We start from the raw sequence: 12,472 nt of genomic DNA on the forward strand, positions 1-12,472 counted from the left end.
CCGGATAATCTCGCTCATCAAGATACTCGGCTGGCGAGAATCACCCCGCAGGATCAAGAGGGCATCCGATGTCACTGTTCACCCGCGTCGCCCGGGGCCGGCTGGCCGCCTGGCTCACCGTGGCCGCCGCACTCGTCGTCGGCGCGGTGGTCTTCGGGTTACCCCGACCGGACAACCCCGAACCGGTCTCCGCCACCGGCCTGTCCGTCGAGTGGCAGTCCACCCAGGTCGAGCGCCTCCAAGAGCAGTTGCCGTCGCGGGACACCCAGCCCACGCTGGTCGTGGTCAGCCGCGCCGACCGGGCTCCGCTCAGCGCGTCCGACCGGTCCGCGCTGGACGCCGCGGCCGGCCGGCTCGGCCCGCTCGCCGTCGGCGGCCGGGTCGCCCCCGCCCAGCTCTCCCCCGACGGCACCGTGGCGCTGGTCGCCGTGCCGCTGTCCACCGCGGGCGACCAGCAGGCCGTGGTCGACGAGGTGGGCAAGGTGCGCGACGCGGTGGCCGACCTGCCCGACGACCTGACCGTCGAGGTCACCGGCGGTCCCGCCTTCACCGCCGACCTGAGCAAGGTCTTCCAGGGCGCCGACACCACGCTGCTGCTGGTCACCGCCGCCGTCGTGGCGCTGCTGCTCCTGATCACCTACCGCAGCCCGTTCCTGTGGCTGGTGCCGCTGCTCGTGGTGGCCGCCGCCGAGCAGTTCACCCTGCGCACGGTCGAGACCGTCGTGCCCGCGCTGGGCATCTACCTGCCCAGCGGCCAGGTCACCGGCATCGCCAGCGTGCTGGTCTTCGGCGCCGCGACCGACTACGCCCTGCTGCTCATCGCCCGCTACCGCGAGGAGCTGCGCCGCGAGGAGAACCGGTTCACCGCCATGCGGGCCGCGCTGCGCCGCACCGCCGAGCCGATCCTGGCCAGTGGCGGCACCGTCGTCCTCGGCGTGCTCACGCTGCTGCTGTCCGAGCAGGAAACCAACCGGGCGCTCGCGGTGGCGTGCGCCATCGGTGTGGTGTTCGCCATGCTCTCCGCCCTGTTCGTCCTCCCCGCCGCGCTGGTGCTGTTCGGCCGGGGCCTGTTCTGGCCGTTCGTTCCGCGCGTCGGCAGCGCCGCCCGGGAGGGCCGGCTCTGGGGCCGCCTCGGCGAGCTGGTCGTCCGCCGGCCCCTGCCGGTCGCGGTGCTGGCCACGCTGCTGCTCGCCGGCCTCGCGCTCGGCGGGCTGGGCATCCGCACCGGTCTGTCCGAGACCGAGCAGTTCCGGGAGCGGCCCGAGGCGGTCGCCGGCGCGGAGACGCTCGCCCGCGCCTTCCCGGCCGGCAGCACCCAGCCGGTCGCGGTGCTCACCAACCCGCAGGCGGCACCCGCGGTGCTCGCCGCCGCCGGCGCGGTCGACGGTGTCGCCTCGGCCCGGCCCGGCCTCGCCGGGGACCGGGTCGCCCAGGTCGACGTGGTGCTCACCGCCGAACCCGGCACCGCCGCCTCCGACCGGGCCGTGACGGCGCTGCGCGACGCGGTCGCCGCCGTGCCCGACTCCGCGCCCCCCACCGTCGCCGGGGCGGACGCCCCGGACGGCGCGCTGGTCGGCGGCACGGTCGCCGCCACCTACGACTCCGACCAGGCCAACACCCGGGACCTGCGGCTGATCCTGCCGATCATCCTGCTGCTGGTCGGCGCCGTGCTGGTGCTGCTGCTGCGTGGCCTGCTGGCACCGCTGCTGCTGGTGCTGACCGTGATCGCGTCGTTCTTCGCCAGCCTCGGCGCCGCCTGGCTGCTCTTCGACCACCTGCTGGGCTTCCCGGCGCTGGACAGCGGCGTGCTGCTGCTGGCGTTCGTGTTCCTGGTCGCACTCGGCGTGGACTACAACATCTTCCTGGTCACCCGGGCCCGGGAGGACGCCCGCCGGACCGGGACCCGGGACGGCATGCTGTCCGCGCTGCGGGTCACCGGCGGCGTCATCACCAGCGCCGGCGTGCTGCTGGCCGCGGTCTTCGCGGTGCTCGGCGTGCTCCCGCTGATCACGCTCACCCAGATCGGGATCATCGTCTGCGTCGGTGTGCTGCTGGACACGCTGCTCGTCCGGACCGTGCTGGTGCCGGCGCTGGCGTTCCTGCTCGGCGACCGGTTCTGGTGGCCCGGGCGGATCACCCGCGACCCGGACGCGCCCACCGAGGCGGCCCACGCACCGGCCGAGCCGGTCACCGCGCGGGACTGACCCGCCGACCGGGCGTCGGCAGCACGCCGACGCCCGGTCACCACGGGCCGCTCAGAAGCCGAGGCACTCGCAGCTGGTCATCAGCTCGCGGACGTTGTGGACGTACTGCGGGTTGGGGATCGCCAGCGGCTGCCCCTCCCGGGCCACCGCGCCGTGCCCGTAGTTGTACGCCGAGATCACGGCGTTGAGCAGGCAGGAGCTCAGCTCGGCGGTGCACAGCGAGGCGTCCAGCCGGTAGTCCGACTCGAAGTACATGTCGCCGATGTACTTGGTCAACCAGGCCAGGTAGGTGCCGCCCAGGTAGGCGTTGTCCCGGTAGTCGTCGATGTCGTACGACTGCTCGAACCGCTGGTTCATCCACTCCGCGGTGGCCGGCATGACCTGCATCAGCCCGACGCCGCCGTCGCAGGCCACGATTGTCGACTGCCAGCCGCTCTCCTGCCAGGCGGTCGCCTTCATCAGCGCCGACGGAACGCGGATGTCGGGCGCGGAGGTGGGCCAGTAGGTGCGGGCCGCCGCGTCGGCCAGCGCCGCCTTGACCTGGCTCTGCGTCGCCTTGGTGCCCCGGTGGGTGGGCTTGCAGCCGCTGGGCGCCGGCTTCGGCGGGGGCGGCGGCACCCGCGTCTCGGTCGGCGGCTTCGGCCGGGCCAACGGCGCGTTCGACGTGCGGGACGGCTTCGGCCGCGGCTTCCCGCTCGCCTTCGCGCTGGGGCTGGGCTTGCCACCGATCGCCTCGACCGCCGGTGGCGCCTCGCTCGGCGCGTCGGCCGGCGCCTCCGCCGGCTCCTCGACCGGAGCCGCCGTGGGCAGCTCCGCCGCCACCCCGCGGACCGGCCGTTCCTCGCCGCCGCACCCGGTCACCGTGCCCGCCGCCAGCAGCGCCGCCACCGCAGCCGCGGCCCACCGGCCGACTCCTCGCCGCATCGATCCTCCCCGTGGTCCCCCGTCCGGCGCACCCTAGCAGGGATCGACGGGGGTCCGGGGCCCTCGCGACGCCGGCCGGTGCGTCCGGGGCCGCGGCGGCCCCTCCCCCGCGTCCGGGCCGTCCGGGCCGGCGTCCGCCGGGCCCGACGAATCAGCGACCGCCGCCGGACCGGACCGGTCGAGGCCCGCGTCCGCCGGGTCGGGCCGGCCGTCCCCACCCGCCGCCCGGTTCCGGGTCGACCAGGCGATCACGAACACGGCGGTCCAGGCGACGCCCAGCAGCACCGATGAGGCGGTGCCGCTGGCCGCGCTCCAGCCCAGGTAGAGCCGCGCGCCGGTGACCGCCACCACCCCGGCCGAGGCGACCGTCCAGACCGCCACCCCGACCGGCCAGCGCGCGCCGCGCGACAGCAGCCAGGCCAGCGTGCCGAAGCTCGCCGTCACCACCGCGTTCTGGCCGGGGAACAGGTCCCGGACCCGGTCCGGGACGCCCGGACCGGTCAGGTCGACCACCCCCACCAGCAGCACCAGGGGCACCGCCGCACCGACCGTGCCGACCACCCCGAGCAGATCCGCCCGCCAGGGCCGGTGCCGCCGGGCCACCACCGCCGCCACCAGGGCCACCGCGGTGATCAGCACCCAGCCGCGCAGCACCGACACGACGGCCAGCGCCGCGTCCGCCACCCCCGGGGTACGCCGGGCGGCGAACCAGTCGCCGACCAGCCCGTCGAGCACCCCGAGCCCGCTGTGCCGGACCACCGCCGCCAGCAGGGTCGCCACCGCCAGCCCGGCGGCGAACAGCAGCGCCAGCCCGAACGCCAGGTTGACCAACCACGCGCCGACCGGACCGACGCGCACGCCGAGCAGGAGGAACAACACCCCGTACCGGGCCCGGAGCCAGCGCAGCGGTGGCAGCGCGACGACGCGGGCCGCCAACGCCCGGGCCGGGTCCGGGTTGTGCCCGAGCCAACGGCCGGCCAGCACCACGCCGAGCAGGCACAGCAGCAGCACCAGCACCGCGCCGGTGGCACGGCCGAGCAGGTCCGACACCCGCCGGTACGACTCGCCGGCCAGATAACCGGCCAGCACGGACGCGCCGACCCAGCTCACCACCCCGGCCAGGTTCCACGGCGCGAACCGCCGGTACGACATCCCGGCGCCGCCGGCCAGCCGGGGCGCCAGCGTGCGGGCGAACGCGACCCAGCGCGCGGCCATCATGCCGCGCCCGCCCAGCCGGTCCAGCAACTCCTCGGCGCGTCGCCACCGGTGTGGCCCGATCCGGGCACCGAGCCCGGAGGCGCGCAACCGCGGCCCGTGACGCCGCCCGGCCCGGTAGGCGAGTGTGTCTCCGATCACGGCGGCGGCCGTCATCACCGCCAGCACGGGGGCGAGCCGTAGCGTCCCCGCGTACGCTAGGAAGCCGACCAGCAGCAGGGTCGCCTCGCCCGGCACCAGCAGCCCGAAGATCACCGCGGTCTCGCCCGCGACGATCAGCGCGGCGACCAGGTAGATCAGCAGGGGCGGCAGCCCTTGCAGCCAGTTCAGCAGATCAGGCATTCGGCACCCGCACGGGAGCCAGCATGCCAGTGGCTGGAACGGTCGGCCCAGCACTTTCGACACAGATCCGGGCCATCTCGGGGTGACCCCGAGGCGTGCCCCGGCAACCGCAGACAGGAGTATGGAGGGTATGCAGCTTCGCACCGACCTCCGCAACGTCGCCATCATCGCCCACGTCGACCACGGCAAGACGACCCTGGTCGACGCCATGTTGCGGCAGGCCGGCGCCTACGGCGCCCGCGGCGAGGACACCGAGCGGGTCATGGACTCGGGGGACCTCGAGCGGGAAAAGGGCATCACCATCCTCGCCAAGAACACCGGCGTGCGGTACCTGCCGGCGGACGGCTCCGACCCGGTGACGATCAACATCATCGACACCCCCGGCCACGCCGACTTCGGTGGTGAGGTGGAGCGCGGCCTGACCATGGTCGACGGCGTGGTGCTCCTGGTGGACGCCAGTGAGGGCCCGCTGCCGCAGACCCGGTTCGTGCTCCGCAAGGCGCTGCGCGCCCGGCTGCCGATCATCCTGGTGATCAACAAGGTGGACCGGCCGGACTCCCGGATCAAGGAGGTCGTGGACGACACCTACGAGCTCTTCCTGGATCTGGACGCCGACGAGGAGCAGATCGACTTCCCGATCGTCTACGCCTGCGCCCGCGACGGCATCGCCTCGCTGACCCAGCCCGCCGACGGCTCGGTACCCGACGACAGCACCTCCCTGGAGCCGCTGTTCCGCACCCTGCTGGACACCATCCCGCCGCCCGCGTTCGAGGACGGCGCGCCGCTGCAGGCGCACGTCACCAACCTCGACGCCTCGCCGTTCCTGGGCCGGCTCGCGCTGTGCCGGGTCCGCCAGGGCACGATCAGCAAGGGTCAGACCGTGGCCTGGTGCCGCACCGACGGCAGCACCCAGCGGGTCCGCATCTCCGAGCTGCTGATGACCGAGGGCCTGGAGCGCAAGCCCGCCGAGTCCGCCGGACCGGGCGACATCATCGCGGTCGCCGGCATCCCGGAGATCATGATCGGCGAGACGCTGGCCGACGCCGAGAACCCGGTTCCGCTGCCGCTGATCACGGTCGACGAGCCGGCCATCTCGATGACCATCGGCACCAACACCTCGCCGCTGGTCGGCCGGGTCAAGGGCGCCAAGGTCACCGCCCGGATGGTCAAGGACCGGCTCGACAAGGAGCTGGTCGGCAACGTGTCGCTGCGGGTGCTGCCCACCGAGCGGCCGGACGCCTGGGAGGTGCAGGGCCGCGGTGAGCTGGCCCTGGCGATCCTGGTCGAGCAGATGCGCCGCGAGTCCTACGAGCTGACCGTCGGCAAGCCGCAGGTCGTCACCAAGGAGATCGACGGCAAGACCTGCGAGCCGGTCGAGCGGCTGACCATCGACGCCCCGGAGGAGTACCTCGGCGCGATCACCCAGCTCCTCGCGACCCGCAAGGGCCGGATGGAGCAGCTGGTCAACCACGGCACCGGCTGGATCCGGATGGAGTGGCTGGTCCCGGCGCGCGGCCTGATCGGCTTCCGCACCGAGTTCCTCACCGACACCCGGGGCACCGGCATCCTGCACCACGTCTTCGAGTCGTACGAGCCGTGGTTCGGTGAGCTGCGTACCCGCAACAACGGCTCGCTGGTCGCCGACCGGGCGGGCGCGGTCACCTCGTTCGCGATGATCAACCTTCAGGAGCGGGGTCAGCTCTTCGTCGAGCCGACCACCGAGGTGTACGAGGGCATGATCGTCGGGGAGAACTCCCGCTCCGACGACATGGACGTCAACATCACCAAGGAGAAGAAGCTCACCAACATGCGGGCGTCGACCTCCGACGAGACCGAGAAGCTGATCCCGCCGCGCAAGCTGTCGCTGGAGCAGGCGCTCGAGTTCTGCCGCGAGGACGAGTGCGTCGAGGTCACCCCGACCGCGGTGCGCATCCGCAAGGTGGTCCTCGACCAGCAGCAGCGCGGCCGGGCAGCGGCCCGCCGCAAGCACGCCGGCTGACCCCACCCGCTCCGCGTCCCGCACTTCCACGGAAGGAGTGGCCATTCCCCGGGGAATGGCCACTCCTTCCGTGCATCAGCGCGCCCGGTGGGGGTGGGGTTTGGTGGCGGCGAAGGCCAGGGCGTCGGGGATCGGGCCGGAGCCGGACTCGACCACCCGGTCGAGCACCAGGCCGTTGGCGGTGACGGCGGTGAGCAGGTCGGCCAGGGGCAGGTGCCAGGCGCCCACCCGGGCCCGCACGCCGTGCGAGTTCCAGGACCGGAAGGTGTGCTCCGGCTCGGCGTAACCACCGTCGATCACGACGCGCTCCTGGTCGGACCGGTCCGCGAACGCGCCGCAGAAGCACGGATGCACCCCGACGTGCACCAGCCGGCCACCCGGCGCCAGCACCCGGGCCATCTCCGCGACCGCCGCCGGATAGTCCGGCATGTCGGTGTGTGCCAGCACGCAGACCGCGGCCGGCACCGCGCCGTCGGCGAGCGGCAGCGCGGTCGCGTCGGCGCGGGCCACCGGCAGCCGGGCCCGGGCGTGGCGGAGCTGCCCGGCCGACAGGTCCGCGCCCACCGGCGTCCAGCCCAGCCGGCGCAGCTCTGCGGCGTGCGCCCCGGTGCCGCAGCACAGGTCCAGGCAACGACCCGAGCCGCCGCCCAGCAGCTCCGCCAGCACCGACCGGACCCGGTCCATGTAGGTCGCCGAACCGACCGTGGCGTACTCCTCGTACCAGTCGGCGATCTCGTCGTACCGGGGGGTCGTCATTCCCGCACGCTAGACCCGGACACGATGCCGGCGCAGCCCGGCGCCACGAAGATCCGCTACGGTCACCTGCATGATCTGGGACGAGCTCGACGCGCACCTGGACCGGGTGCCCGGCACCGTCTCCGCGTACGTGGGACGTCCCGGCGCCCGGCCTGCCTGGACCCGACAGGCCGACGCCACCCACTACGCGGCGAGCACCATGAAGGTGGCCGTGCTGGTGGCGCTGCACCGGGCCGCCGAGGCCGGCCGGCTCGACCTGGACGCGCCGGTGCCGGTGCGCAACGCGTTCGACTCCGCCCAGCCCGGCGCGCCCCGCTTCGCCAACGCCCGCGACTACGACAACGACGAGGCGGTCTGGGACGCCGTCGGCGGTACCGCGCCGCTGCGCTGGCTCGCCGAACGCATGATCATCCGGTCCAGCAACCTGGCCACGAACCTGTGCGTCGGCCAGGTCGGGCTGCCCGCCGTGGCGGAGGTCTGGACGCGGGCCGGCGCGCGGCACAGCGTCACCGGCCGCGGCATCGAGGACTTCGCCGCCCGCGACGCCGGCATCGACAACCTGGTCACCGCCGCCGACCTGGCCGCCCTCCTCGGCGAGCTGGCGCTGGGCGCGAGCCGGCCCGGCCCACTCGCCTCGCCGGCCGGCTGCGCCGCCATGCTCGACGTGCTCGTCGCCCAGGAACACCGCGAGGACCTGGCCGCCGGGCTGCCCGACGGCACCCGCATCGCGCACAAGAACGGCTGGGTACGCGGCGTCCGCCACGGCGCCGGCGTGGTCTTCCCGGACGACGCGCCGCCGTACGCGATCGTGGTGTGCACGACCACCGACCTGGCCGACGGCGGCGCGGACGGCGAGCAGGTCGAGGACGACGCGTGCCGGCTCATCGCGCACGTCTCCGCGCGGGTGTGGGACGCCCGGCACGAGCTGGCCGGCTGAGCCGCTACTCCAGCAACTGCTCCCGCAGCCCCGCCCGGACCTCGTCGGTCACGCCCAGCCCGTCGCGCAGGTACGCCTCGAACGAGCCGTGCACCCGGCGCACCTCGTCGTACGCGGCGTCCAGGTACTCCGCGCGCACCTCAAGCAGTGGCCGGGCCACCGCCGGGTCGAGATCCGGCCGACGGCGCGTCATCGCCGCCAGCAGCACCTCGCGCAGGCTCTCGGTCAGCTCGTTGTGCCGCAGGTAGTCGGCCCGGATCGCCGGTTCCGGCACGCCCAGCGCGGTCAGCAGCACCACCGACAGCCATCCGGTGCGGTCCTTGCCGGCGGAGCAGTGGAACAGCAGCGGCAGGTTCGCGCCGTCCGCGGCCAGCCGCACCGCCGCGCCGAACCCCGCCCGCGCCGGTTCCCCGGTGACGAACCAGCGGTAGATCGCCGTCATCGCCCCCGGCATGCCCTCGCGGGCCAACTCCGCGTACGCCGCCAGGTCGTGCCCCTGCAACACGGCCGAGACGTAGGTGAACACCGGGTGGGCCGCGTCGTACACCGGCAGGTGCACCACGCGGGGCGCGCCCACCAGCCGGTCCGGCGGCGCCACCTCCTGCTCCTGCACGGCGCGCAGGTCCACCACGCAGGCCGTGCCGAGCTTGCCCAGCACCGGCAGATCGTCGTCGGTCAGCCGGCCCAGCGCCGCGGTCCGGACGAGCCGCCCGGCACGGACCCGCCGCCCGTCGGTCGTCGGCAGCCCGCCCAGGTCACGGGCGTTCGGCGCGCCCACCAGCTCCCAGTCCCGCCCGGTCATCGGCCCTCCCCTGCTCGCCACCAGTGCCTATAGGGTGCCCCACATGACGATCGCGGCGGTACGCACCCACCGGCTCTCGGCCCCCTTACACACCCCGTTCGTCACCGCGCTGCGGAGCACCACCACCGTGGAGACCCTGATCGTCGAGGTCATCGACAGCGACGGCCGGTCCGGGTTCGGCGAGGCCCCGCAGGTCTGGCAGGTCACCGGCGCGTCGATCGGCGGCGCGGAGGCGTGCGTCCGCGAACTGCTCGCCCCGCTGCTGACCGGTCGCGACGCGGACGACCTCCAGGCCCGCTGCCGGCAGGTGGGCCGGGCCGTGGTGGGCAACGAGTCGGCGAAGGCGGCCGTCGACGTGGCGCTGCACGACCTGGCCGCGCGGCGGCTCGGCGTACCCCTGGTGCGGTTGCTCGGCGGCACCGCGCTGCGCGTCCCCACGGACGTCACGCTGGCCGCCGGCGACGCGGTCGACCTGGCCGCGGCGGCCGGTCGGCGCCGGGCCGAGGGTTTCACGGTGCTGAAGCTCAAGGTCGGCACCGACGCCCGGGGCGACCTGGACCGGGTCCGCGCGGTGCGCGCCGCCGTCGGCCCGGACGCGCGGATCCGGCTGGACGCCAACCAGGGCTGGACGCCGCGCGAGGCGGTCCGGGTGATCCGCGGCATCGAGGACGCCGGGCTCGACGTCGAGCTGGTCGAGCAGCCGGTGCACCGCCGTGACCTGGACGGGCTGGCCTGGGTCAGCGACCGGGTGGCGGTGCCCATCCTCGCCGACGAGTCGGTCTTCGACGTGCGCGACCTGGTCGAGGTGATCCGCCGTCGGGCGGCCGACATGGTCAACGTGAAGCTGGCCAAGTGCGGCGGCCTGCAACCGGCCCGCACGCTGCTGGACCTGGCCGCCGCGCACGGCATGGGCACGATCGTCGGTTCGATGATGGAGGGCCCGGTGGGCGTGGGCGCGGCGGCCAGCCTGGCCGCCGCGCACGGCACCACCGCCGTGTCGGATCTCGACGCCGCCTGGTGGCTGGCCTGGTCGCCGGTCACCGGCGGGCTCCGGTACGAGGGCGCGGACGTGCTGCTGCCGGACGCCCCGGGGCTCGGCATCGCCGACGTGAATGAAGCTAAAGTTCAGCGCCACGGTTGAGTGCGGTTGGATTTTTTCATAGGGTCCCCCACAGGAGCGTGGGAGGAGGGGTGCGGATGGCGTCTCAACCGGGCCACCAGGCCGTGGTACGGGTCCCGGTGGCGACCCTGTGGACAGACCCCGACGCGGTCCGCCCGATCGACGGGCCCGCCCTGCGCGACCGCCCCGACGTCGCCGCCTGGGTTGCCGGGATGGATCGCGACCAGTGGGTCGGCGACTGTGTCCTGACCCAGTTGCTGCTCGGCGAGCCGGTGCTGGTCACCGGGGCCGGGCCGGACGGCTGGGTCCGGGTGGTCGCCCTCGGGCAGCCCGCCGCCAAGCTGGACCCTCGCGGCTACCCGGGCTGGATGCGGTCGGCCCACCTGGCCGCACCCGCCGACACCGGACCGACCGGGTCCGCGTTGGTGGTCGACGTCCGCCGGACCGCGCTGCACGGGGCCGCCGGCGGGTCTCCGGCGCTCACCGGCGTGGTCCTGGGCACCCACCTCACCTCCGCCGGCCGGCCGGCGGACGGCTGGCGGCCGGTCCGGACGCCCGGGCGGGTCGAGCCGCTCTGGGCCCCGGAGGGCGACCTGGTGCCGCTGCCCGCCGAGCGGCCCGAGGCCAAGGAGGTGCTCGCGGTCGCCGAGCGGCTACGCGACCTGGTCTACGTCTGGGGCGGCCTGTCCACCGACGGCATCGACTGCTCCGGCCTGGTGCACCTGGCCTGGCGGCGGTACGGCGTCACGCTGCCCCGCGACGCGGACGACCAGGCCGAGGCGACCACGCCGCTGGCGCTGGACGACGAGCGCCCCGGCGACCTCTACTTCTTCGCCCGCCCCGGCCGGCGCATCCACCACGTCGGGATCGTCACGGCCGAGCCGCACGGTGGCCGGCGCCGGATGCTGCACGCCTGCTACCTCACCCGCCGGGTGGTCGAGGAGGAACTGCCCGCGGACCGGGTCGCCACCCTGGTCGGCGCGCACCGCGTCTGACCCGGTGTCCGGGACGTCGTCCGCCCCGGACACCCGGCGCCGGTCAGCGACGCGCCTCGGCCAGTTCCCGGCGCCGGTCCCGGGACGACTTGGCCAGGCTCGCCACGGTGGCCACGGCCAGCGTGCCGAGGATGACCGTCAGCGAGAGCCAGATCGGGATGTGCGGCGCCCACGCCACGTGCTCGCCGCCGTTGATGAACGGCAGGTTGTTGTCGGCCAACGCCTCCAGGACCAGCTTCACGCCGATGAAGCCGAGCACCACGGCCAGCCCGTAGCTGAGGTAGATGAGCCGGTCCAGCAGACCGCCCAGCAGGAAGTAGAGCTGCCGCAGCCCCATCAGCGCGAAGACGTTCGCGGTGAACACCAGGTACGGCTCCTGGGTGATCCCGAAGATCGCCGGGATCGAGTCGAGCGCGAAGATGAGGTCGGTGGTGCCGATCGCGATCATCACGATCAACATCGGGGTGAACAGTCGCCGCCCGTTCTCCCGGGTGGTCATCTTCGCCCCGTCGAAGTCCCGGGACAGCGGCAGCGCCTTGCGGCTCCACCGGATCAGCAGGTTCTCGCTGAACTCGTCCTCGTCCGGCTCGCCCTGTCGGGCCAGGTTCACCGCCGTGTAGATCAGGAACGCGCCGAAGATGTAGAACACCCAGGAGAACTGGGAGATCAGCGCCGCTCCGGCGGCGATGAACCCACCGCGCATCACCAGCGCCAACAGGATGCCGATGAGCAGCACCTTCTGCTGGTACTGCCGGGGCACCCCGAAGCGGGCCATGATGATCACGAAGACGAAGAGATTGTCCACCGAGAGGCTGTATTCGGTCAGCCAGCCGGTGTAGAACTGGCCGGCCACGCTCGGCCCGGCCGTCACCCAGAGCACCACGCCGAAGAGCAGCGCCAGCGCCACGTAGAAGCCGACCCACAGGCTGGACTCGCGGACGCTGGGCTCGTGCGGGCGGCGGCCGATGATGAACAGGTCGGCGAGCAGGACCGCGATCATCGCGGTCAGGGTTACCGCCCACACCAATGCGGACACGTTCAAATCCATCCTCCGGCAGACACGCAGCGTCGGGCACACCGTACGCCGGGTGTCGGGCCGGGGTGCGTCGACGCTGACTGTGGTGACTGTCGGAGGTCTCTTCCGCCGGCGCCCGGGTGGACTCCGACCGACGGAGCCG

10 protein-coding genes are annotated in these 12,472 nt (G+C 73.9%); 5 read left to right on the forward strand and 5 right to left on the reverse strand.

The annotated features are described in order from the left end of the window. Positions 1-68: 68 nt before the first annotated feature. Entirely contained in the window at positions 69-2,204 is a 2,136-nt protein-coding gene (locus ACZ6O5_RS21790) for an MMPL family transporter (protein ID WP_465979615.1), read from the forward strand. 51 nt (positions 2,205-2,255) lie between these two features. On the opposite strand, the gene ACZ6O5_RS21795 is transcribed toward ACZ6O5_RS21790, so the two are convergent. Then, positions 2,256-3,128, reverse strand: a complete 873-nt coding sequence (locus tag ACZ6O5_RS21795) for a transglycosylase SLT domain-containing protein (protein ID WP_465979617.1) — start codon at positions 3,126-3,128, stop codon at positions 2,256-2,258. Between the two features lie 33 nt (positions 3,129-3,161). After that, on the reverse strand, positions 3,162-4,685 hold the full coding sequence (locus tag ACZ6O5_RS21800; protein WP_465979619.1) for a DedA family protein: 1,524 nt from the start codon (positions 4,683-4,685) through the stop codon (positions 3,162-3,164). A gap of 130 nt (positions 4,686-4,815) precedes the next feature. Between ACZ6O5_RS21800 and typA the strand changes: the two genes are divergently transcribed. Next, positions 4,816-6,684 carry a translational GTPase TypA gene (gene typA, locus ACZ6O5_RS21805; RefSeq protein WP_465979621.1) on the forward strand — a complete coding sequence of 623 codons (1,869 nt, stop codon included), beginning with the start codon at positions 4,816-4,818 and terminating at the stop codon, positions 6,682-6,684. Between the two features lie 75 nt (positions 6,685-6,759). On the opposite strand, the gene ACZ6O5_RS21810 is transcribed toward typA, so the two are convergent. Beyond that, positions 6,760-7,440 carry a class I SAM-dependent methyltransferase gene (locus tag ACZ6O5_RS21810; protein ID WP_465979623.1) on the reverse strand — a complete coding sequence of 227 codons (681 nt, stop codon included), beginning with the start codon at positions 7,438-7,440 and terminating at the stop codon, positions 6,760-6,762. 70 nt (positions 7,441-7,510) lie between these two features. On the opposite strand from ACZ6O5_RS21810, the gene ACZ6O5_RS21815 reads away from it, so the two are divergent. Then, a complete protein-coding gene (locus tag ACZ6O5_RS21815) occupies positions 7,511-8,377 on the forward strand; it encodes a serine hydrolase (RefSeq protein ID WP_465979625.1) in 867 nt (288 codons plus the stop codon). Between the two features lie 4 nt (positions 8,378-8,381). Here ACZ6O5_RS21815 and ACZ6O5_RS21820 read toward each other — a convergent pair whose 3' ends face one another. After that, positions 8,382-9,179 carry a tyrosine-protein phosphatase gene (locus tag ACZ6O5_RS21820; RefSeq protein ID WP_465979627.1) on the reverse strand — a complete coding sequence of 266 codons (798 nt, stop codon included), beginning with the start codon at positions 9,177-9,179 and terminating at the stop codon, positions 8,382-8,384. Positions 9,180-9,222: 43 nt separating this feature from the next. On the opposite strand from ACZ6O5_RS21820, the gene ACZ6O5_RS21825 reads away from it, so the two are divergent. Then, positions 9,223-10,320 (forward strand): mandelate racemase/muconate lactonizing enzyme family protein, encoded by a 1,098-nt coding sequence (locus ACZ6O5_RS21825; protein ID WP_465979629.1) that lies wholly within the window; start codon positions 9,223-9,225, stop codon positions 10,318-10,320. 56 nt (positions 10,321-10,376) lie between these two features. Beyond that, positions 10,377-11,294 (forward strand): C40 family peptidase, encoded by a 918-nt coding sequence (locus ACZ6O5_RS21830; protein WP_465979631.1) that lies wholly within the window; start codon positions 10,377-10,379, stop codon positions 11,292-11,294. Between the two features lie 43 nt (positions 11,295-11,337). Here ACZ6O5_RS21830 and ACZ6O5_RS21835 read toward each other — a convergent pair whose 3' ends face one another. Further along, positions 11,338-12,336: a TerC family protein gene (locus ACZ6O5_RS21835; protein ID WP_465979633.1), complete on the reverse strand. Its 999-nt coding sequence runs from the start codon at positions 12,334-12,336 to the stop codon at positions 11,338-11,340. Between the last annotated feature and the right edge of the window lie 136 nt (positions 12,337-12,472).

This window comes from Micromonospora sp. NPDC049201 (assembly GCF_055586805.1).